Origin of the sequence: Janthinobacterium sp. SUN128 (assembly GCF_030587275.1) — a bacterium.
Classification (GTDB): Bacteria; Pseudomonadota; Gammaproteobacteria; order Burkholderiales; family Burkholderiaceae_D; genus Janthinobacterium; species Janthinobacterium lividum.
On record NZ_JAPWHY010000005.1, the window covers coordinates 1 to 21953 of the forward strand.

The 21953-nt window shown below is 62.9% G+C and carries 22 protein-coding genes; 9 read left to right on the top strand and 13 right to left on the bottom strand.

Features of this window, described 5'->3' with window-relative positions:
- Positions 1–148 precede the first annotated feature (148 nt).
- From O3297_RS25065 to O3297_RS25105, 9 genes are all read right to left on the bottom strand, one after another.
- Positions 149–730: a hypoxanthine-guanine phosphoribosyltransferase gene (locus tag O3297_RS25065; RefSeq protein WP_305050656.1), complete on the bottom strand. Its 582-nt coding sequence runs from the start codon at positions 728–730 to the stop codon at positions 149–151.
- A gap of 63 nt (positions 731–793) precedes the next feature.
- Positions 794–2050: a phenylacetate--CoA ligase family protein gene (locus tag O3297_RS25070; protein ID WP_034783780.1), complete on the bottom strand. Its 1257-nt coding sequence runs from the start codon at positions 2048–2050 to the stop codon at positions 794–796.
- Entirely contained in the window at positions 2047–2406 is a 360-nt protein-coding gene (locus O3297_RS25075) for an MmcQ/YjbR family DNA-binding protein (protein ID WP_034783779.1), read from the bottom strand. The genes O3297_RS25070 and O3297_RS25075 overlap by 4 nt, the downstream gene beginning before the upstream one ends.
- Positions 2407–2422: 16 nt before the next feature.
- Complete coding sequence (locus O3297_RS25080; protein WP_070258366.1) at positions 2423–3259, bottom strand: ABC transporter ATP-binding protein; 837 nt, start codon at positions 3257–3259, stop codon at positions 2423–2425.
- 127 nt (positions 3260–3386) lie between these two features.
- Positions 3387–4706, bottom strand: coding sequence for an ABC transporter substrate-binding protein (locus tag O3297_RS25085; RefSeq protein WP_034783778.1), 1320 nt, complete (start codon positions 4704–4706; stop codon positions 3387–3389).
- A 65-nt stretch (positions 4707–4771) separates the two neighbouring features.
- Positions 4772–5830 (bottom strand): branched-chain amino acid ABC transporter permease, encoded by a 1059-nt coding sequence (locus O3297_RS25090; protein ID WP_034752817.1) that lies wholly within the window; start codon positions 5828–5830, stop codon positions 4772–4774.
- 83 nt (positions 5831–5913) lie between these two features.
- A complete protein-coding gene (locus tag O3297_RS25095) occupies positions 5914–6810 on the bottom strand; it encodes a branched-chain amino acid ABC transporter permease (RefSeq protein ID WP_198521486.1) in 897 nt (298 codons plus the stop codon).
- Positions 6811–6829: 19 nt separating this feature from the next.
- On the bottom strand, positions 6830–7645 hold the full coding sequence (locus O3297_RS25100) for an ABC transporter ATP-binding protein (RefSeq protein ID WP_034753577.1): 816 nt from the start codon (positions 7643–7645) through the stop codon (positions 6830–6832).
- 14 nt (positions 7646–7659) lie between these two features.
- A complete protein-coding gene (locus O3297_RS25105) occupies positions 7660–9591 on the bottom strand; it encodes an AMP-binding protein (protein WP_099389738.1) in 1932 nt (643 codons plus the stop codon).
- A gap of 180 nt (positions 9592–9771) precedes the next feature.
- Here O3297_RS25105 and O3297_RS25110 point away from each other — a divergent pair, with 180 nt between their 5' ends.
- The 7 genes from O3297_RS25110 to O3297_RS25140 are packed head-to-tail and all read left to right on the top strand — an operon-like array spanning position 9772 to position 15459.
- A complete protein-coding gene (locus O3297_RS25110; RefSeq protein WP_034783773.1) occupies positions 9772–10470 on the top strand; it encodes a Crp/Fnr family transcriptional regulator in 699 nt (232 codons plus the stop codon).
- Positions 10457–11176: a hypothetical protein gene (locus O3297_RS25115; protein ID WP_305050665.1), complete on the top strand. Its 720-nt coding sequence runs from the start codon at positions 10457–10459 to the stop codon at positions 11174–11176. Before O3297_RS25110 ends, O3297_RS25115 begins: the two co-directional genes overlap by 14 nt.
- 30 nt (positions 11177–11206) lie before the next feature.
- Positions 11207–13030, top strand: a complete 1824-nt coding sequence (locus O3297_RS25120; protein WP_305050667.1) for an aminopeptidase P family protein — start codon at positions 11207–11209, stop codon at positions 13028–13030.
- Complete coding sequence (locus O3297_RS25125; protein ID WP_305050669.1) at positions 13030–13284, top strand: hypothetical protein; 255 nt, start codon at positions 13030–13032, stop codon at positions 13282–13284. Before O3297_RS25120 ends, O3297_RS25125 begins: the two co-directional genes overlap by 1 nt.
- The gene (locus O3297_RS25130) at positions 13285–14025 is read left to right on the top strand and encodes an MgtC/SapB family protein (RefSeq protein ID WP_034783768.1); all 741 of its coding nucleotides are present in this window, start codon (positions 13285–13287) and stop codon (positions 14023–14025) included.
- A 16-nt stretch (positions 14026–14041) separates the two neighbouring features.
- Complete coding sequence (locus O3297_RS25135) at positions 14042–14629, top strand: DUF924 family protein (protein ID WP_305050672.1); 588 nt, start codon at positions 14042–14044, stop codon at positions 14627–14629.
- Positions 14630–14631: 2 nt separating this feature from the next.
- Positions 14632–15459 carry a Rossmann-like and DUF2520 domain-containing protein gene (locus O3297_RS25140; RefSeq protein ID WP_099389742.1) on the top strand — a complete coding sequence of 276 codons (828 nt, stop codon included), beginning with the start codon at positions 14632–14634 and terminating at the stop codon, positions 15457–15459.
- Between the two features lies 1 nt (position 15460).
- On the opposite strand, the gene O3297_RS25145 is transcribed toward O3297_RS25140, so the two are convergent.
- Positions 15461–16915: a sensor domain-containing diguanylate cyclase gene (locus O3297_RS25145; protein ID WP_305050673.1), complete on the bottom strand. Its 1455-nt coding sequence runs from the start codon at positions 16913–16915 to the stop codon at positions 15461–15463.
- Between the two features lie 265 nt (positions 16916–17180).
- On the opposite strand from O3297_RS25145, the gene O3297_RS25150 reads away from it, so the two are divergent.
- Positions 17181–17543: a hypothetical protein gene (locus O3297_RS25150; protein WP_070258385.1), complete on the top strand. Its 363-nt coding sequence runs from the start codon at positions 17181–17183 to the stop codon at positions 17541–17543.
- A 143-nt stretch (positions 17544–17686) separates the two neighbouring features.
- On the opposite strand, the gene O3297_RS25155 is transcribed toward O3297_RS25150, so the two are convergent.
- On the bottom strand, positions 17687–18268 hold the full coding sequence (locus tag O3297_RS25155; protein WP_305050674.1) for a molybdopterin-dependent oxidoreductase: 582 nt from the start codon (positions 18266–18268) through the stop codon (positions 17687–17689).
- A gap of 224 nt (positions 18269–18492) precedes the next feature.
- Between O3297_RS25155 and O3297_RS25160 the strand changes: the two genes are divergently transcribed.
- Positions 18493–19074 carry a porin family protein gene (locus O3297_RS25160; protein ID WP_034783757.1) on the top strand — a complete coding sequence of 194 codons (582 nt, stop codon included), beginning with the start codon at positions 18493–18495 and terminating at the stop codon, positions 19072–19074.
- A gap of 172 nt (positions 19075–19246) precedes the next feature.
- On the opposite strand, the gene ettA is transcribed toward O3297_RS25160, so the two are convergent.
- Both ettA and rarD read right to left on the bottom strand, forming a co-directional pair.
- On the bottom strand, positions 19247–20914 hold the full coding sequence (ettA, locus tag O3297_RS25165; protein ID WP_034783756.1) for an energy-dependent translational throttle protein EttA: 1668 nt from the start codon (positions 20912–20914) through the stop codon (positions 19247–19249).
- 96 nt (positions 20915–21010) lie between these two features.
- Positions 21011–21895 (bottom strand): EamA family transporter RarD, encoded by an 885-nt coding sequence (gene rarD / locus O3297_RS25170; protein ID WP_305050675.1) that lies wholly within the window; start codon positions 21893–21895, stop codon positions 21011–21013.
- Positions 21896–21953 lie beyond the last annotated feature (58 nt).

A 21953-nucleotide genomic window follows, 5' to 3' on the forward strand; every position in this document is an offset into this window, starting at 1 on the left:
AAGGGCGGATACGGCATCCAGTTGCCCGGTCTTGATATGCCTACCAAGAACTTTGACAGCGATTGACGCCGTTGGCAATATCGCCAACGGCATGGAAGGAATAATACAAGGTCGGATTAGCGCAGCGTAATCCGACAACCATCATGAATCACTGCTGCTTCAAATCCTCGGGCTTGATGGCCCACAGGCCCGGCAGGTTGCGCCAGTAGCCATACGCATCCATGCCGAAGCCGACGACGAAGCGGTTCGGGATCACCAGGCCGACGATGTCGGCTTGTACCGGCTTCTTCTTGCCGATGGCCTTGTCCGCGAAGACGGCCAGGATCACTTCCGAGGCGCCCATGTCCAGCAAGCGCTGCTTGACGTGCGCCAGGGTTTCGCCTTCGTCGAGAATATCGTCGAGCACGATGACGGTACGGCCCGCAACATTCGAGCGGGGGATGACTTTCCACACCACTTCGCCACCCTTGTCGTCGTCGCCGTAGCGGCTCACATGGATGTAGTCGAATTCGAGCGGAAAGCTCAGTTGCGGCAGCAGGCTGCCCGTAAACACGACGGCGCCGCCCATCACGCCCAGCACCAGCGGGAATTCTTTCGAATCCTCGGCGTTGAAGCGCGTGTTGAGCACATCGGCCATGCGTGTGATCGACGCCTGCACGGCGTCTTGGTCGAACAGCAGTTCCGCGTTCTTGATCAGGTCACGGGCACGGTTGTGATGAAATTCTTGCATGGACTCTTGCATGGCGATGAATGGGGCTGATGGTCAATGCCGGTATTATCCCGCAAATCGGCCTTATTTGTAATCGCGCATGTCGTCGATAACTTTCCCATCCTGCGCCAGACTGCCCACGGCCACCAGCACTACGTCGCCGCGCAGCTTGGTCAGTTCGCGGATCGAGCCGATGATGGCTTCCACGCCGCTGGCGTCCGTCGGATCGTCGACTTCGCAATGCAAAGCCATCTCGTCGTTGGCCATGCGTCCCGAGACCACCAGCCGCGCCTTCTTGATCTGCGGGTGGCGGCGCGCGATCTCGTGCACCTGCGACGGATGCACGAACATGGCGCGCACCTTGGTGGTTTGATCCGCACGCCCCATCCAGCCCTTGATGCGCGTATTCGTGCGGCCGCACGGCGAGTCCGGCGCGTCCATCAGCACGGCCGACAGGTCACCCGTGGCGAAGCGGATCAGAGGATAGTCGGCATTGAAGACGGTGACGACGACTTCGCCCACTTCGCCCGGCGCGACGGGAATGCCGCTGCCCGGATGGACGATTTCCAGCAGCACGTTTTCGTCAACGACCATGCCCGGATTGAGCTTGCCATTGCTGGCCGTTTCATAGGCGATGCTGCCGATATCGGCCGAGGCATAGGTCTGGAACACGTGCGGCACGCCATTTTCGGCAAACCAGCTGCGCAAGGATTCGGGCAAGGCTTCCGCGCCCATCACGGCCTTGGTGACGCTGCTGATGTCGGCGCCCATTTCGCGCGCCTTCTCGATGATCAGTTTCAGAAATGACGGCGTGCCGATATACGTGTCCGGCTTCAGGTCAGCCATCGCCTGCACCTGCATTTCCGTCTGGCCGATGCCGGCCGGGATGACGGTGCAGCCGATGCGCGCGGCGCCCCCTTCGACCATGAAGGCGGCCGGCGTGAAGTGATACGAAAAGCAGTTCTGCAGCAAGCCGCCGGCGCGCACGCCGGCCGCATACATGGGCCGCGCGAAGCGCCACCAGTCAGGGCCGCGGCCTTCCGGATCGAAGATGGGGCCGGGCGAGACGAATACGCGCGACAGGGCGTTCTTTGGCGTCGTGTTCAAGCCGCCGAACGGCAGCGCGTCGTGCTGCAATTGCTTGAGGTCGGACTTGCGCGTCACGGGCAGCTGCGCCAGCGCGGCGCGGCTGGTGATGTCGGCCGCAGTGACGCCATCAAGGATGCGGGCCCAGCCCGGCGCCTTCTGCGCGCGCGCGATCAGCTGCGGCAGGCCGGCCATCAATTCGCTTTCACGCGCTTCGGGGGCGCGTGCTTCCAGACTGTCGAGCGTATCGGTCATGTTGCTGATTCTCCAATGTCACGTTGCATTTTTTTCGTCAGCCCCGCAACAATCAGGCTGTATGAGCGCTGCAGCAGGGCGGCCATTTCATCGTCGTCGAGGGCGTCGGGACTGGCGACCAGCACCCATTTGGCCCGTGCCAGGTAGGGTGCCGGGCGAAAACCGGGGCGGTCCGTCAATTCCAGGAAGCGTTCCGCATCGACCTTGAAGCTCATGCCGCGCGTGCTGTGCGCTTCCGCGCCGCATAGCGCGAACAGGCGGCCACCGACGGAAAACGCCAGCACGTTGCTCCACTTGATGTCTTCTGTCGCGCCGGGAAAGCCGCGGCATACTTGCTTTGCCCGTTCCAGGTCCATGACGGCAACTCCGATGTCAGGCCAGCCAGCGCTTGCGGCGGCGGTAGAACTTCATGTCGCGGAAGCTCTTGCGCCCGGCGCTGGACACGCCCAGGTAAAACTCTTTGACGTCTTCGTTGCTGGCCAGTTCCTGCGCTTGCCCTTCCATCACGACGCGGCCGTTTTCCAGGATGTAGCCGAAGTCGGCGTAGCGCAGCGCCACGTTGGTGTTCTGTTCGGCCAGCAGGAAAGACACGTTTTCCTTGTGGTTCAGGTCCTTGACGATGCCGAAGATCTCTTCGACGATCTGCGGCGCGATGCCCATCGACGGCTCGTCCAGTAAAATCATCGATGGCTTGGCCATCAGCGCGCGGCCGATGGCGCACATCTGCTGTTCGCCGCCCGAGGTGTAGCCGGCCTGGCTGCTGCGCCGGGTTTTCAGGCGCGGGAAATAGTGATACACCTTTTCCAGCGCGTCTTTCAGCTCGCCGCGCGACAGGCTGCGCGTGTAGGCGCCCGTCAGGAGGTTTTCCTCGATGGTGAGGTGGCCGAAACAGTGGCGCCCTTCCATCACTTGCGACAGGCCCCGCTTCACCAGTTCATTCGGCGTCAATTGATCCACGCGCTCGCCCTTGAACTGGACTTCGCCCTTGGTGACGTCGCCCCGTTCGCCGCGCAACAGGGTCGAGATGGTTTTCAGGGTGGTCGACTTGCCGGCGCCGTTGGCGCCCAGGAGCGCCACGATCTTGCCTTGCGGGACTTGCAGCGACACGCCCTTCAGGACCAGGATCACGTGGTCGTAGATGACTTCGATATTGTTCACCGACAGGTAGGGCGGTGGCGTTTCCGGTGTTTGCGTGGCAGTGGGTGTCATGGCTGCTTCGTTTTCATAGGGTGTTGGCTTGTCGGATTACGGCCTGCGGCCTAATCCGACCTACGTCATATCCAGGTAGGTCGGATTAGCGCAACGCGCGTAATCCGACACCACCATCGGCAGCGATTTACTTCATGCACGCCGGCGTGATCTTTTTCTCTTCGGCGTACTTGTTCGACGATTCCTCGACCAGCTTGCGCACCAGGGCCTTGTCGCCGACGATCCATTTCGGCGTGATGGCGGTCCATTTCTTGCCATCCCACTGCTGCACTTTCACGGCGCCCGAGCCTTCATGGTCGTCGCAGCTGGTTTTGACGGTCGGGAACATGCCCAGCGCGCCGACGGCCTTCTGGCGCGCATCGTCGACGTTCAGGTTTTCCAGGCCCCAGCGCATCTGCTCGCCCGTGATCGGTTTGCCCTTGCCGAATTTTTCCTGCGCCACGCGGATCGCTTCCACCCACAGGATGCCGGCCGTCACGCCGCGCATGTGGTAGACGGAGCCGATGCGCGACTGGTCGGACAGGTTGCCCTTGCCGGACGCGTAGAGTTTCTTGCGGATGTCGTCGAGCACGGGGTAGTTGCCCGGCGTATTGAACGTCATCGCCGTGTAGCCCTTGGCCGCATCGCCCGATGGAATCGTGTCTTCCTCGGAGCCGGCCCACCAGACGCCCAGCATTTTGTCGCGCGGGAAGCCGTTGCGCTGCGCCGTCTTGATGGCGACGGAGTTCATCACGCCCCAGCCCCACAGGATCACGTGGTCCGGCTTGGCCTGGCGGATCTGCAGCCATTGCGACTGCTGTTCGCTGCCAGGCGGCGCGACGGGAATTTTGACCAGCTCGAAGCCGTACTGTTTCGACAGCGCTTCGAGCACGGGCAGCGGCTCCTTGCCGAAGGCCGAATCGTGGTACAGGTGAACGATCTTCTTGCCTTTCAGCTTGTCCATGCCGCCATCCTTGTCGCCCAGGTACTTGATCATGGCGGCGGCCTGGCTCCAGTAGCTGGAGATCAGCGGATACACATACGGGAAGACCTTGCCGTTGGCGGCGTCCGAGCGGCCGTAGCCGATCATCGTCATGGGGATCTTGTCTTGCGCCACGCGGTCGAGGATGCCGTAGGCGACGCCGGTGGACAGGGTTTCGACCAGGGTGGCGCCGCCCTGCTTGGTTTTCAGGCGTTCATAGCATTCGACGCCGCGCGACGGGTTGTATTCGGTTTCGCATTCTTCCCAGCTGATCTTGACGCCATTGACGCCGCCGGCCTGGTTGACCAGGTTGAAGTAGTCGATGATGCCGCCGTAGAAACCGGAGCCGCCGGCCGCGTACGGGCCCACGCGGTAGGACGGCAGGGCGATGTACTGTTCCTTGTCCTGGGCTTGCGCGCTGCCGGCCATGGTGAGTGCGGCACTGGCGATGGCGGCGGCCAGCATGAGCGATTTGATGTGTTTCATTGTGTGTCTCCTCTTGTTTTATTTGATTTCAAGTCAATCGACATCAGACAGCAAGGTACAAATTCCTAGTGCGGGAAAGGCCACAGGCGCAGTTTCTCCTTCGCGATCTGCCACAGCCTGGCCAGGCCGTGCGGTTCGACGATCAGGAAGAAAATGATCAGCGCGCCGAACACCATCAGTTCCAGGTTCGAAGCCACGCTGGTCGGCAATGCCAGGCCATGCGCGATGGTGTTCAGGAAGACGGGCAGCAGCACGATGAAGGCCGCGCCGAGGAAGGAACCGAGGATCGAGCCGACGCCGCCGATGATGATCATGAACAGGATGCGGAAGGACAGGTCCAGGTTGTACGCTTCCGGCTCCACCGTGCCCAGGTAGGCATACGCATACAGCGCGCCGGCCACGCCGCAGTAGAACGAGCTGACGGCAAACGCCAGCAGCTTGGTGCGCATCAGGCGGAAACCGATCACTTCGGCCGCCATGTCCATGTCGCGTACGGCCATCCACGAGCGGCCCACATTCGAGCGGATCATGTTCTTGGCCAGCAGCGCCATGCCGGCGACAATCGCCAGCACCAGCAGGTATTTGCTTTGCGGCGTGTCGAACTGGTAGCCGAGGATGGTCATCTTCTGCACCGTGATCACGCCCGAGGAGCTGTAGTTGGTGAGATACGGGATCTTGGTCAGGCACCAGACGACAAAGAACTGCGTCGCCAGGGTGGAGGCGGCCAGGTAAAAGCCGCGGATGCGCAGGGAAGGCAGGCCGAAGGCGATGCCCACCATGGCCGCGCACAGGCCGCCGAGGATGAACGACACCAGCAGCGGCAAGCCTGGCAGGCGGGCCATGAAGTTATACGAGGCAAAGGCGCCCACGGCCATGAAGGCGGCCGTGCCCAGCGATAGCTGGCCCGCGTAACCGGTGAGGATGTTCAGGCCCAGTGCTGCCAGGGCGAAGATCAGGAAGGGAATCAGGATCGCCGACAGCATGTAGGGCGAGGCGAAATACGGCAGGAGGAAGACGGCGACGAGAAGCGTGGCCGTCAGCGCCAGGCGGTCTTGCCTGATCGGGAAAATCTGGTTGTCAGCCTGGTAGCTGGTCTTGAATTGTCCTGCTTCACGGTAAATCATGGCGTGTCCTTTGCTGGCTGTTTTGGCTGTTGTCGGGTTACGCGCCATGCGCTAACCCGACCTACGATGCTGTTACGGTGGCGTTATATTCGCCGGATGATCTTCTCGCCGAACAGGCCTTCCGGCCGCACCAGCAGGAACAGCAGGGCCAGCACATACGGGAACCAGCCTTCGATGCCGCCGCCCACCATGGGACCGAGGTAGACTTCGGCCAGCTTTTCCGACGCGCCGATGATCAGGCCACCGACGATGGCGCCCGGCACCGACGTAAAGCCGCCGAGGATCAGCACCGGCAGCGCTTTCAAGGCGATGAAGGTGAGGGCGAACTGCACGCCGTTGCGCGCGCCCCACAGCAAGCCGGCCACCATGGCCACCAGGCCCGCCACGCCCCACACGACGGCCCAGATGCGCTGCAGCGGGATGCCGACCGCCAGTGCCGCCTGGTGGTCATCGGCGACGGCGCGCAGGGCGCGGCCCACCTTGGTTTTCGAGAACAGCAAGGCCAGGCAGATCACCAGCAGCGCGCAGATGCCGGCCGCCATCAGGTCGAACTGCGAGATGTTGATGTCGAAGCGGTCCATCAAAAACTGCATCGGCACGTCTTCGATGGGCAGGTCCAGCTTGTGCACCTGGGAGCCCCACATCAGCTGCGCCAGGCCTTCGATGAAAAAGGTCAGGCCGATGGTGGCCATGAACAGCGTGATTTCCGGCTGGTTGACGAGCGGGCGCAAGACCACCCGTTCAATCGCCATGCCCAGCACGATCATGGTGAGCATCGTCAGCGGGATGGCCAGCCACAGCGACAGGCCGAACTTGTCCATGATGCCGACGCAGGTGAGGGCAGCGAAAAACACCATCGCTCCCTGCGCGAAGTTGAACACGCCCGACGCCTTGTAGATCAGGACAAAGCCGATCGCCACCAGCGCATACATGACGCCCGACAGCAGGCCGCCGATCAGCACTTCAAAGAAAAAATTGATATTCATTGCTATTCCTCGTCTAGTGCGCCACGCCGAGATAGGCGTTGATGACATCCTGGTTGCTGCGCACCTCGTCGGGCGTGCCGTCGCCGATCTTCTTGCCGTAATCGAGCACCACCACGCGGTCGGAGATATCCATCACCACGCCCATGTCGTGCTCGATCAGCACGATGGTCGTGCCCAGCTGGTCGTTGACGTCGAGGATGAAGCGGCACATGTCCTGCTTTTCTTCCACGTTCATGCCGGCCATCGGTTCATCGAGCAGCAAAATTTCCGGTTCGGCCACCAGCGCGCGGCCCAGCTCCACGCGCTTTTGCAGGCCGTAGGGCAGGCGCCCCACGGGCGTCTTGCGGATGGCCTGGATTTCCAGGAAGTCGATGATTTCCTCTGCCTTCTTGCGGTGCTCGATTTCCTCGCGCCGCGCCGGCCCCCAGTACAGGGCTTGCAAGAGGAAATTCGATTTCATCTTCAGGTTGCGTCCCGTCATGATGTTGTCGAGCACCGTCATGCCTTTAAAAAGGGCGATGTTCTGGAAGGTGCGCGCGATGCCGGACTTGGCGGCCGCATAGCAATCCATGCCGCGCCGGTGTTCGCCCCGGTAGATGATTTCTCCCTGCTGCGGGCGGTACACGCCGTTGATCACGTTGAGCATCGAGCTTTTGCCGGCGCCGTTCGGGCCGATGATGGCGCGGATTTCATGCTGCTTGACGTCAAACGAGATGTCGGTCAGCGCCTTCACGCCGCCAAACGACAGCGAGATGTTCTTCAGGTCGAGGATCACGGGGCCCGCCTTGCGGGCCGTGCCGAAATGGGCGTCGGGTTCGTTCATTTGCATCGTGCTGTGCTCCATCATGCGGCCAGGCCCTGGGGCCGATACGTTTTGCTGTCCCAGATCTGCAGGTCGGCGCTGGTCGAACCGGTGCGGCCATCCTCGAATTTCACCTGGGTCTCGATGTATTGCGTTGCCTTGCCCTCATACAGGGCGGAGATGAGCACCGCGTACTTTTCGGCGATGAATTTGCGGCGCACCTTGCGCGTGCGGGTCAGCTCGTCGTCGTCCGGATCGAGTTCCTTGTGCAGCACGAGGAAGCGATGCACCTGCGTGCGGTCCATCAGCGGGTCGGCCGCCAGTTCCGCGTTGACTTGCTCAATGCAGTCGCGGATCAGGCCATAGGTCTCGGCGCGCGCCGCCAGGTCGGTGTAGCCGGAGTAGGCGATGCCGCGCCGCTCGGACCAGTTGCCCACCGCTTCGATGTCGATGTTGATGAAGGCGCACACCTGGTCGCGCGCATGGCCGAAGGCCACCACTTCCTTGATGAAGGGGAAGAACTTGAGTTTGTTTTCGATGTAGTTGGGAGCGAACATGGCGCCGCAATTCATCTTGCCCACGTCGGCCGCGCGGTCGATGATTTTCAGATGGCCTTCGCTATCGAACACGCCCGCGTCGCCCGTATGGAAATAGCCGTCGTTGTCGATCACTTCGGCGGTGGCGTCGGGACGCCTGAAGTAGCCGCTCATGGTGGCCGGCGACTTGACCAGCACTTCGCCATTCGCCGCCAGCTTGACTTCCACGCCCGGCGCCGGCAAGCCGACGCTGTCGAACTTGATATTGCCATCCGGTTGCAGACAGACATAGGCGCAGGTTTCGGTCGAGCCGTACAGCTGCTTGAGGTTGACGCCGATGGAGCGGTAGAAGCGGAACAGGTCGGGGCCGATGGCGGCGCCGGCGGTATAAGCCACGCGCACGCGCGACAGTCCCAGCACGTTTTTCAGGGGGCCGTAGACGAGCAGCTCGCCCAGCTTGTAGCTGAGGCGGTCCGCCAGCGATACGGGCTTGCCATCCAGGATCTGCGCGCCGCAGCGCTTGGCCACGTCCATGAAATGGCTGAACATGTGGCGCTTGATGCTGCTCGCGTCTTCCATGCGTATCATCACGCTGGTGAGCATGTTTTCGAACACGCGCGGCGGCGCAAAGTAGCAGGTGGGGCCGATTTCGCGCATGTCGATCATCACCGTGTCGCCCGATTCGGGGCAGTTGACGGTAAAGCCGGCCACCATGGCCTGCGCCAGCGAGAACAGGCAGTCGCCCACCCACGCCATGGGCAGGTAGGACAGGATGTCTTCCTCGTCGGTGAGCTTGTCGAAGGCGACGCCGCCAACGCCGGCAGCCAGCAGCGCCGTGTGGCTCTGGCATACGCCCTTCGGCTTGCCCGTGGTGCCCGAGGTGTACAGGATCACGGCGGAGTCGCTCCCTTGGCCCGCTGCCACGGCGGCGTCGAAAAAGCCCGGGTGTTCGCGGTCATAGGCCCGGCCCAGCACCTGCAGGGCGGCAAAGGACATCAGTTCCGGCTGGCGATAATGGCGCATGCCCCGTTCATCGTCATAGGCGATGTGGGCGACGTGCGGATACAGCGCTTTGAGTTCGAGCAGCTTGTCGACCTGCTCCTGGTCTTCGACGATGGCGTAGCGGATGTCCGCATCCTGCAGCACATAGGCCATGTCGGCGGCCGGCGCGTCCTGGTACAGTGGCACGGGTACGCCGCCCAGGCTTTGCGCCGCCAGCATGGCCCAGTACAGGCGGGGACGATTATCGCCGATGATGGCCAGGTTCATGCCGCGCTGGAAGCCGATGGCTGCCAGGCCGCAGGCCAGCGCGCGTACTTCCTCGTTGACTTCAAGCCAGGTCCAGGTTTGCCAGATGCCCAGGTATTTTTCGCGAAATGCGGGCTTGTCGGATCGTACTGTCCCGTGTTGCAATAAGCGCCGCGGAAAAGTCGGCATTGCTGCTGTGGTATTCGTTTGCACCAGTGTCTCCCTGTTGCTTGTCTCAGGCCCCACCTCGTTGGATGGCGCTCTGTGTTTTTTATGTGTAAGGCGTTTGTGCAATGATAGTAGCTTGCGTTAGTTTGCCAAGTTGTCTTTTCGGGGACATTTACCCACTTTTCGATGGTGCATCGCACAATGACCAATCCTGATATCAGCCTCAAGGATGCCGTGCGCGCGGCCCACTGGGCACAGCTGCTCGATCCCGTTCAACTGGCCAGGGTCGAGGCGGATGTGTTTGAAACCTTCGTGCCGAAAGGCGGCTTTGTCTGCCGCAAGGGCGAGCCCGTGGACAACTGGATCGGCGTCATCAGCGGCATGGTCAAGATGAATAATTTTTCCGCCTCTGGCAAGGCCATGACCTTTATCGGCGTGCCGCCCGGCAGCTGGTTCGGAGAAGGTTCATTACTGAAGAATGAAATCCGCAAATACGACACCATGGCCCTGCGCGACACGCGCGTGGCGCGCCTGCCCGGCGCCACCTTCCACTGGCTGCTGGAAACGAGCCTGCCATTCACGCGCTTCCTGCTGATGCAGCTCAACGAGCGCCTGGGCCAGTTCATCGGCATGGTGGAAAACGAGCGCCTGCTGGACCTGAACACGCGCGTGGCGCGCTGCCTGGCCTCGATGTTCAATTCGCACTTGTACCCGGGCGTGGAAACCCTGGTGCAGCTGTCGCAGGAAGAAATCGGACTGTTGTCCGGCTCTTCGCGCCAGCGCGCCAACCAGGCCTTGCAAGTGCTGGAAAAAAAAGGTTTATTGCGCCTAGATTACGGCGGCATCCGCGTGCTGGACCTGGAAGGCTTGCGCCGCTATGAGGCCGATGATGGCGAATGACGTGTCGATGGACGAGGTGCGGCAGCTGACGGAGCAGCACTACCAGTCGTTCCTGCAGGCGCGCCTGGCTGGCGCCAAGGCCCTGGCGCGGCTCGATGCGGCCATGCAGGCGCGCCACGCCATGCTGCCGATGCCGATTACCCTGCGCGAACTGGCCTTGCTGCCGGAATTGCGCGATGCCTCCCTGCTGGCGCTGGCCCGCTCGCCGCACAGCGGGCACTGGAGCCGCGACGACATCGGCGATACGGATCCCGCGCAAGAGCTGGCCGGCGACGCAGCGTATGCGGATTTTGCGCGCGTCATCCTGGAAGAAGCGGCTGCGCACGTCGCCGCCATCCATGCGGGCCAGCTGCCGTATGTGGCCGATGCGGCCTTTGCCACGGCCGATTCCGGCGTGCTGGCGCGCGCCGCGCGGGTGGCTGCCTACCGCGATGACGCATGGTTCGCGCCCGTCATCGCCACCTTGCTGCCGCAGGTATGCGTGGCGCCCGGCACGGCGAAAAGCGCGCCGTCGCAGTCGCTGGCCATGGCGCTGGGCCATGGCGTGGAAACCATCCCCACCCAGGCAAGCCTGGAAGCCCTGCGGGCGGCGCTGGACCAGGTGCGCCACGCGGGCATCAGGAAAAAACTCGAACGCAACCTGAAACCGGCGGAAAAGGCGTTGCGGGCGCGCAGTGCCTTACCCGGGCTAATCGGGGTATCATAGGCGCTTCCCAGCACCGCTTTTTCCGTCCCCATGCAGACACCTGACCAAGCCACTCCCGCCTCCCGTTTGTCGCAACTGCGCGGCGCCATGCGCGCGCAGCACATCGACGCCCTGATCGTGCCCTCGGCCGACCCGCACTTGTCCGAGTATCTGCCGGCCCGCTGGCAGGGCCGCGAGTGGCTGTCGGGCTTTACGGGTTCCGTCGGCACCCTGGTCGTGACGCAGGATTTCGCCGGTGTGTGGACCGATGGCCGCTATTGGGAACAGGCGGAAGACGAACTGGCCGGCAGCGGCATCGTCCTGAAGAAAATCCCGTCCGGTGCCAGCGTGCTGTATATCGACTGGCTGGGCGAAACCATGCAGCCGGGGCAGACGGTGGCCGTCGATGGCGCCGTGCTGGGCCTGGCCAATGCGCGCCTGCTGCAACAGGCGCTGGGCGCGCAAGTGATCCTGCGCACGGACACCGATGTGCTGCAAGCCGTGTGGCCGGATCGCCCGGCCATGCCCGCCGCACCCGTGTTCGAGCATGCGGCCGCGTATCCCTCGCTGTCGCGCACGCAAAAACTGGCGGCCCTGCGCGCCAGCATGGCGGCCCAAGGCGCCAGCCACCATGTGATTTCCACCCTCGACGATATCGCCTGGCTGTTCAACCTGCGCGGCGCCGACGTCAATTACAACCCCGTCTTCCTCGCGCATGCGCTGGTGGGACCCGAGCGCGCCACGCTGTTCGTCGCCGACGGCAAGGTGCCGGCGGCCCTGCGCGCCACCCTGGAGAGCGAGGGCGTGGACGTGGCTGCGTATGACCGTGCCGGCGCCGCATTGGCCGCCTTGCCTGCCGGCGCCACCTTGCTGCTCGACCCGCGCCGCATCACGTTCGGCACGCGCCAGGCCGTGGCCGATGGCGTGCAGATGGTCGAATCGATCAACCCGACCACCCTGGCCAAGTCGCGCAAGACGGACGGCGAAGCGGCGCATGTGCGCGCCGCCATGGAGCAGGATGGCGCCGCCCTGTGCGAGTTTTTCAGCTGGCTGGATCGCACCCTGGCCGACCCGCAGCGCGCACCGTTGACGGAAATCGGCGTTGACGAGCACCTGACGGCCGCCCGAGCGCGCCGCGCCGGGTTTGTCAGCCCCAGTTTCGGCACCATCGCCGGCTTCAATGCGCATGGCGCCATCATGCATTACCACGCCCATGCGGGCAGCGAGGCTACCATCGAAGGCGACGGCTTGCTGCTGATCGACTCGGGCGGCCAGTATTGGGGCGGCACCACGGATATCACCCGCGTGGTCCCCGTCGGCACGATCACGGCCGAGCACAAGCGCGATTTCACCCTGGTCTTGCGCAGCATGATCGCCCTGTCGCGCGCGCAATTCCCGCGCGGCGTGAAGTCGCCCATGCTGGACTCGATTGCGCGCGCGCCCCTGTGGGCCGAGGGCATCGATTTCGGTCATGGCACGGGCCACGGCGTGGGCTTTTTCCTCAACGTCCACGAAGGGCCGCAATCGATTTCCCAGTCCGCCATGCCGGAGCCGCAGACGGCCATGGAACCTGGCATGATCACGTCCATCGAGCCGGGCATCTACCGTCCCGGCCAGTGGGGCATCCGCATCGAGAACCTGGTGCTGAATGTCCCGGCAGGGACGACGCAGTTTGGCGAATTTTTGCGTTTTGAAACCCTGACCCTGTGCCCGATCGACACGCGCTGCGTGGAACGCTCGCTATTGCGCGACGACGAGGCGGCCTGGCTCAACGACTATCACGCGACCGTGCGCGCGCGCCTCGCGCCGCACCTGGCCGCGCCGGCCGATGCGCCTGCGCTGGCGTGGCTGGAACAGCGCACGGGAGCCATCTGATGCGCTCGACCCGCGCCACGTCCGCCATCGAGCGGCTCAAGGAACGCACCGGCCAGCGCCTCTACACGATGGCGCGCACGGGCGATGAACTGTTCTTCCTCACGGAAGGGCCGGGCTTGCCGCCCCTGTGCCCGCCGCTGGAACTGGACGCCTTTGTCGCCTTCGTCAATGGCCTGGGGCCGCAAAAGGCGCGCCGCGTCAGCAAGCTCGACGTGGCGTTTGAAAAGCAGCTGAGCAAAAAGCCCCAGGATTAAATGCCGACCATCGACTTCCTGCGCGCCTACTGGTCGCCGGCTGAGCTGGCGACGAATGGCGTGATCCTGCTGAACCTGCTGGGCGCGCTGCTGCTGGGCTTGCTGGTTGGCTATGAACGCTCGTATCACGGGCGCGCGGCGGGCATGCGCACCTACAGCCTTGTCTGCATGGCTTCGGCCGCGCTGACGGTGCTGGGCGGCTATCCCGAGTTCTGGTACGGCGGCCATGGCGCCATCGTCGGCAGCGACCCCACGCGCGTCATCCAGGGTATCGTCACGGGCGTGGGTTTTCTCGGCGCCGGCGTCATCATGCGCGAGGGTTTCAATATCAGCGGCCTGACGACGGCCGCCTCGATCTGGGCCTCGTCCGTGATCGGCATCATGGTCGGCATCGGCTTTTATCTGTCGGCCATGGGACTGGCCTTCCTGTGCGCGATGGCGATGATTTTTCTGTCAAAATTGGAGAACTGGCTGCCGTCGCGCCACGCGGTGGCCATCACCATGCGCTTCCGCCAAGGGTTTATTCCGCGCGAAGATGCGCTGCGGCGCATGGCGGCCAAGCGCGGTTACGACATCGCCAGCGGTTCGCTGACCATCGGCAGCAACGAAGGCATGCAGGAATGGCGCTTCGTCGCCATCGCGCATGGCAAGAACACGGGCGCCAGCCTGTCCGCCATGTCGGCCGAACTGGCCGCTTTCGAAGGCATCGCCGGCTTCCAGCTGTCGCATGCCCGTAATTGACATGGATGCTGAGAGGATGGATATGGATGCACAGGCCCAAGAGGTACTCGATTTCTGGTTCCTGCCGCCGGATAACCCGGATTACGGCCAGTCGCGCATGGAATGGTTCCGCAAGGATGACGGCTTCGATGCGCAGATACGCGACCGTTTCGGCGCGTTGATCGATGCCGCCATCGAGGGTGGCTTGCGCGAGTGGGACACGGCGCCGCACGGCGCGCTGGCGCGCCTCATCGTGCTCGATCAATTCACGCGCAATGTGTATCGCGGCACGCCGCGCGCCTTTGCCGGCGACGCCCGGGCGCTGGCGCTGGCCATCGCCTTGACGCAAGCGGGGCAGGACCGCCAGCTGCCGCCGATGCTGCGCGCCTTCGCCTACCTGCCGTTCGAACACGCGGAAGACCTGGCCATGCAGGCGCGCGCCGTCGAGCTGTTCCAGCTGCTGTCGCAGGCGCAGCCCGGCTTTGAGGGCATGCTCGACTACGCCGAGCGGCACCAGGAAGTGATCGCCCGCTTTGGCCGCTTCCCGCACCGTAACGCCATCCTGGGCCGCGCTTCCACGCCGCAGGAGCTGGAATTCCTGCGCCAGCCGGGATCAAGTTTCTAGACATGAACGTCACCCTGAATATCATCGGCGCCGGCCATGTGGGCCGTGTGCTGGGCCGTTTGTTCGCCGGCGTGGAGGGTGTCGCCGTGCAGGACGTGCTGACGCGCTCGATGGCGTCGGCGCAATCGGCCGTCGATTTCATGGGCGCCGGCACTCCCGTCGCCAGCTATGCGGCCTTGCGGCGCGCCGACGTCACCATGCTGGCCGTGGCGGACGACCAGATCGGCCCCGCCTGCGCGGCGCTGGTGGCCGAAGGACGCCAGGCGGGCGCCATTGTGTTCCACTGCAGCGGCGCGCTGGCGTCGAACGCACTGCTGGCCGCCACGCAGGCCGGCGCTTTTGTTGCCAGCGCCCACCCGATCCGCAGCTTTGCCGACCCGCAGCAGGTGGCCGCCACCTTTGACGGCACGTTTTGCGGCGTCGAAGGCGATCCGCTGGCGCTGGCCTTCCTCACGCCGGCTTTGAACGCCATCGGCGCGCGTCCCGTGCCCATCGACCCGGCCGCCAAGACCCTGTATCACGCCGCTGCCGTCTTTGCCAGCAATTATCTGGTGACGGTGCTCGACGCCGCCTTGCGCGCCTACCAGGCGGCCGGCATTCCCGAGCCGGTGGCGCGCGAACTGGCGCAGCCTCTGGTGACGGAAGCGGTGGCGAATGTGTTCCGCCTGGGCGCCGCGCCCGCGCTGTCCGGCCCCATCGCGCGGGGCGATTCGGCCACCGTGCAACGCCAGCAGCTGGCCGTGCAAAGCTGGGATGCCGCCACGGGCGAGTTGTACCGGGCGCTGGTGGCGCCCACGCAGGATCTGGCCAGGCGCAAGCGCGGGGGATGACTCAGGCGGCGTGCACGCCGTTGCGGCCGTGCTGCTTGGCCTGATACAGCGCGCTGTCGGCGCGCGAAAAGAAGGCCGATTCGCTTTCCTCTGGCCTGTACTCGGCCACGCCCAGGCTGATCGTCACGGGTACCTGCGGTTCGGGCAAGCCGAAATCGTGGCCTTCGATGGCGGCGCGCAGGTTTTCCGCCACTTCCGCCGCTTTGGCCAGGTTGCAGTTATTCAGCAATACCAGGTATTCCTCGCCGCCCCAGCGCGTGATGACATCGCTTTCGCGCACGGTGGCGCGCGCCACGTCGGCCACGCCACGGATGACCTTGTCGCCCCACAGGTGGCCGTGCGTATCGTTGACGCGCTTGAAGAAATCGATGTCGAAGAGGATGGCGGACATCGGTTGCTCGTTGCGTCTGGACAGGAGCATGGCGCGCTGGAACAGCAATTCCAGCGATTGGCGGTTCAATAGCCCGGTCAGCGCATCCGTCGAGGCGATGCGCTCGATGCGGCGCTGGTAGCGGTTCACCGTCAGCAAGGTCAGCACCAGTACCAGCAGGGTGACGCCAAAGCTGATGGCCAGGTTGAGGATGAAGACGCGCTGCAGCGACTGGACTTCGTCGCTGACGTTCTGCTCGACCACCAGGTACCAGCCCAGTTCGGGAATGAAACGCGAGTTGACGAGGATTTGCGCGTGGCCCAGCTGGTACGACAGATGCGTCGGTTCGCTCTGGTGGTTGATGATCTGGTCGGCAATGGCGTTCACGCCGGGCAGGCTGCGGATGTTGCCGTGCCCGTTGCGCATGGTCTTGCCCGCCAACACCAGGGTGCCGGCGCCATCGACAAAATAGATGTTGCGGTGAAAGCGTGCCTGGTAGCGGTCGATGATGTGGCTCATGGTGTCCAGAGTCAGGCCGATGCCGGTGGCGCCGATGAACCGGCCGTCGTAGTCGAGTACGCGGTGGTTGATGAAGATGGTCATGCTGTCGCGGTTGGCCATGTCCACGTCGACATTCGTTTCATAGTCGCTGTTTTCCATGGCGCGCACGCGGTAGTACCAGATGTCGCGCGTCGCCTGCGGGCTGACGGATTTCAGGGTGCCTTCCGCGTAATAATATTTGCTGCTCTTGTCCGAGACGAGAAAGCTGGTGATGGCGCCGTATTTCTTCTTGACTTCGGCCAGGTAGCGCACGATCTGTTCCGGCTTGTTTTCGCCGGCGAGTATCCAGTCGCGCACGAAGGTGTCGTGCGCCATCAGCGAGGAAATGAAGACGGGGCGCAGCATGTCCTTCTGGATTTCGGAATAGATATTGTCGCCCGTCAGCGGCAAGGTCTGGTCGGCGATACCATGTTCGATGGTCTGGCGCGACGCCAGGTAGCTGGCCAGGCTGGTGGCCATGAAGCCCGCGCCCAGGATCAGGGTCAGGAGGATGAGCAGGCGGTACTTGATCGACAGAAGACGCATGGAGACGAGGAGTGGCCGGCGGGAAGGCAATCGTGACGCAAGCCAAAAGTATGCAGCAGGGCGGGTATTGGCGCAATGATAACTGGATTTATTGACAATTTACCTTGCTGAACGCGACAAGATAACCACGACTTACCAAATAAAAGTGCCGATTTGTCGACAAAGATGCAAATTAGCAATAAGATTTGACGAGGGGAATCATTGCGCACCGCCCCTGTCTTGCCGCCCGTTTCAGGCGCGGGACATTACGCGCAGGGAGTGTTGTATGTTATTTTTAAAGAGTACGTCTGTCAGCAAGGCCCCCGGCATCTACGAGGTCGACATCGCCGCCAAGCCGCCTGGCAAGACCTTCGGCATTTTTCTCGCCACCGATCCCGACCATCCACCATCGGCTTTGCTGGGGCAATTGAAGGCGCTCGGCTTCGAGAACACCTATAGTTCGCCCTACCTGCACAAGGATGCGGGCAAGGTGCTGGACCTGCATTTCCAGAAGGATGGCACGGATATATTCAAGGGTTGGAAAACCGAGGAGTGCACGCACAACCTGGCGGCCATCACGGCCCTGTTCGAGGAACACGGCATCACTATCGCCCCACGGGTTATGTCGATGGCGGAAGCCTACGCCTAAACGCCTATCAAAACCTACTGCGCGTCGGTATAGGCGGCCTGCGATGCTCACTGCCTCGGCGGCCCCGTGCATTAGCACAGCTCCGCTTCTCAGCCACCTCTTCCTTCCGCTCGCTACGGTTTTGTTTGGCGTTTTAAGTAGCGTCAACCGGCCTCCACGCCAATGTGATACAGCGCCCACGGGCAGCTGGTGTAGCGTTCGGCCAGGGGCAGCGCCGCCACGGCCGCGATGCGGTCCGCATCGTGGATCGCCCATAGTGGTCCCAGGCCGCCCAGCGCCATCGCCTGCCCGTCCAGGTGGGTGGCGACAATAAAACGCTGTGCGCGCGCCTGCGCCATGGTCAGCGCCGCCGCATAGCCATCCACGGCGCGCAGCAGCAGCCGCACGGCATCTTCCTCAGGCGCGCCCGCCGCCTTCAATACATCGACCAGCAGCGGTCCGCGCAGGGCATGCGCCTTGCCATCGTATTCCAGGGTGGGGTGGATGGTGCGTGCCGGCAAGTTCGTCAGCGCCGCGAAGTCGAAGGCCCGCGCCCGTTCGAAACTGATCTTTTGCTTGTGCATCATCTGGTCGCGCACGGCGTCGAACGGGCCCCGGTTCGGCTTGTCGATGCTGCCCGTGATGGTCAGCAGGGCCGGACCGCGCAGGCCGGCGGGTGCCGCCCTGCTTATGGCGGGCAGGACGCTGGCAGCCATGGCGGCGGCGAGAAACTGGCGTTTGTGCATGCACTTCTCCTCTTGACTGAAAATCGTTAATGTTCTTAAGTCTATATTAAGTTCGCTTAACAGTGCTCATTTTACGGTTATTGTCAGTTTGGAATGTTGGCTTACATCTTGTCACAGTTCTTACGGAATGGAGAAAGACGTAGCTTTTTTCAGCTGTTATTGTGTAGTCATCGCACTTCGCTGAACTGCGAATCCAGGCAAGTCAACTAATTGAGAGAGAGAACATGATGAAGAAGAAAATCCTGTTTGCAATGATCGCTTCCGTTACCGCACTGACCGGCATGAGCGCCGCACACGCCGAAGGCGCCTATGTGGGTGCCGGCGTCACGGGCAACCGTTATAACTTCGATATTCCTGGCGCCACCAGCGCCGATAATCACAGCGGCTACAAGGCTGGCGCCAAGATCTTCGCCGGTTACGATTTCGATAAAACCTGGGCGGTCGAAGGCGGCTACGCTGATTTCGGCAGCAAGGATTACAGCTATGTCACCGGCGCCGGCAACGGTTCCGTGAAAAGCGATTCGCACGGCTACTATCTGGCCGGCAAGGCCACCATGCCCGTGACCGACAAGGTCGGTGTATTCGGCAAGCTCGGCGTGGCCAAGGTCAAGAACAGCTTGAGCGGCACCGGCCTGTCGACCGGCATCAGCGGCAACGACAAGACGGGCGTGTACGCTTCCCTCGGTGCCCAGTACGCGATCAACGAGAAAGTCTCGCTGACGGCGGAAGTGGAACACTTCGGCAAGAGCGCCGACCAGGGCCGCAAGGCCACCGGCCTCGCTTTGGGCGCACGCTACAACTTCTAAAAACCTACTGCGCGGCACGTTTTGCGGCCTCCGATGCTCACTGTGCTATAGCACAGCTCCGCATCTCAGCCACAATTCGTTGCCGCTCGCTACGGTTTTAAAAACTGGAAGTTTGCTGAAAAAAAAGGCAGTTACCGCGAGGTAACTGCCTTTTTGCATGGCCGGACCGAAATTACGTGGTCAAAGGCTTGTAGCGGATACGTTTTGGTTTCGCGCCTTCTTCGCCCAGGCGTTTCTTCTTGTCGGCTTCGTACTCTTGATAGTTGCCGTCAAAGAAGGTGACCTGCGAGTTGCCTTCGAATGCCAGGATGTGCGTGGCGATACGGTCGAGGAACCAGCGATCATGGGAAATGACCATGACGCTGCCGGCAAATTCCAGCAAGGCGTCTTCCAGTGCGCGCAAGGTTTCCACGTCCAGATCGTTCGATGGTTCATCGAGCAGCAGGACGTTGCCGCCCATCAGCAGGGTTTTCGCCAGGTGCAGACGGCCACGCTCACCGCCGGACAGGTTGCCCACCATTTTTTGCTGGTCCGAACCCTTGAAGTTGAAGCGGCCCAGATAGGCGCGCGACGGCATTTCAAAGCGGCCCACAGTCAGCATGTCGGCGCCGCCGGACACATCTTCAAAGACGGACTTGTTGTCGGCCAGCGAATCGCGGTTCTGGTCGACGATGGATACGCGTGCCGTCTGGCCGATGGCCACTTCGCCGCTGTCCGGCTGTTCCTTGCCGGTGATCATCTTGAACAGGGTCGACTTACCGGCGCCGTTGGGGCCGATGATGCCGACGATGGCGCCTGGCGGCACGGTAAAACTCAGGTTATCGATCAGCAAACGGTCGCCGAACGCTTTCGACACGTTCTTGAACTCGATGACGTCATTGCCCAGGCGTTCGGCCACGGGAATGAAGATTTCCTGCGTTTCATTGCGTTTCTGGTATTCGTGCTCGGACAACTCGTTGAAGCGGGCCAGGCGGGCTTTTGATTTGGCCTGACGCGCTTTCGGGTTCTGGCGCGACCATTCCAATTCCTTCTGCAGCGCCTTCTGGCGCGCCGATTCCGTCGATTCTTCCTGCTTCAGGCGGGCTTGCTTCTGCTCCAGCCAGGTCGAGTAGTTACCCTTCCATGGAATGCCGCTGCCGCGGTCCAGTTCCAGGATCCACTCTGCCGCGTTGTCGAGGAAGTAGCGGTCATGGGTGATGGCCACCACGGTGCCGGGGAAGCGCAGCAGGAATTGTTCCAGCCAGTCGACCGATTCCGCATCCAGATGGTTGGTCGGTTCGTCGAGCAGCAGCATGTCGGGTTTCGACAGCAGCAGCTTGCACAGTGCCACGCGGCGCTTTTCACCGCCGGACAGCACGCCGACCTTGGCGTCCCATGGCGGCAGGCGCAGCGCGTCGGCGGCCATTTCCAGCTGCAGATTCAAATTGCCGCCGTCGGAAGTCGAGATGATCGCTTCCAGGCGTGCCTGTTCCGTGGCCAGGGCGTCGAAATCGGCGTCTTCCTCGGCATACGCGGCGTACACGGCTTCCAGCTTGGCTTGCGCTTCAAATACTTCGCCCAGGCCCGACTCGACTTCCTGGCGTACGGTCTTTTCCGGGTCCAGCTGCGGTTCCTGCGGCAGGTAGCCGATGTTCAGGCCAGGCATCGGCACGGCTTCGCCCTGGATGTCGGTGTCGATGCCTGCCATGATTTTCAGCAGGGTCGATTTGCCGGAGCCGTTCAGGCCCAGTACGCCGATCTTCGCGCCTGGGAAGAAGGAGAGGGAAATATCTTTCAGAATCTGGCGTTTGGGCGGGACGATTTTGCCCACGCGATTCATGGTGTAGACGTAATTTGCCATTAGAAATCTCGGGTGATATACAAAGACGGACAGGATACGGTAAACGCCCGCTTCCGGCCAGCGCTGCGCGCTGCGGAAACGGGTTCCAGGGCAAGACTAGGCGGCGGCGCGCGCCTTGCGGGCCGTCCACAGGCCCTCGGCCGCATACAGGCCCAGCGCCGTCCAGATGACGAGGAAGCCCAGCATGCGCTCGGGCGTGAACGACTCGTGGAAGACCCACACGCCGATCAGCAGCTGCCCCGTGGGGGCGATGTATTGCAGCAGCCCCAGCACGGCCAGCGGCAGGCGGCGCGCGCCGGCGGCAAACAGCAGCAGGGGAATGGCCGTGATGGGGCCGGACGCCAGCAGCAGCGCGCGCGTGGCGGTGGAGTCTGTATTGACGAAGCCGCTCTGGCCATGCCAGCCCAGCCACAGCATATAGGCCAGCGCCAGGGGGAACAGAATCAATGTCTCGAACGACAAGCCTTCCAGCGCGCCCAGCGCGGCCGTCTTGCGCAGCAAGCCATAGCCGCCGAAGGTGGCCGCCAGCAGCAGGGCGATCCACGGCACTTGCCCCGCCTGCCAAGTGAGCCAGGCCACGCCGCAGGCTGCCAGGCCGATGGCCAGCCACTGCAGGCGGCGCAGGCGCTCGTGCAGCAGCAAAAAGCCCAGCATGACATTGACCAGGGGCGTAATAAAGTAGCCGAGGCTGGCGTCGACCACGTGGCCGTTGTTGACGGCCCAGATATAGATGAACCAGTTGGCGGACAGCAAGAACGCACTGGCCACGAAGCTGGCCACCACCCTGGGCTGCGCTTTCAGGCTGCCCAGCCAGCTCCACTGCCGGCGCACGGTCAGTACGACGCCCAGGAACAACAGCGACCAGACCATGCGGTGCGCCAGGATTTCCTGCGGCGCGATCTCGCCGATGGCGTGAAAGTACAGGGGGAACAGGCCCCAGCAGAGGAAGGCGAGGGAGGCGTAGAGCATGCCTGGATTCATGATGGGCTTCGCTGGAGAGTAGACAGTCTGTCATTATGGCTGAAAACATCGGGGGCTG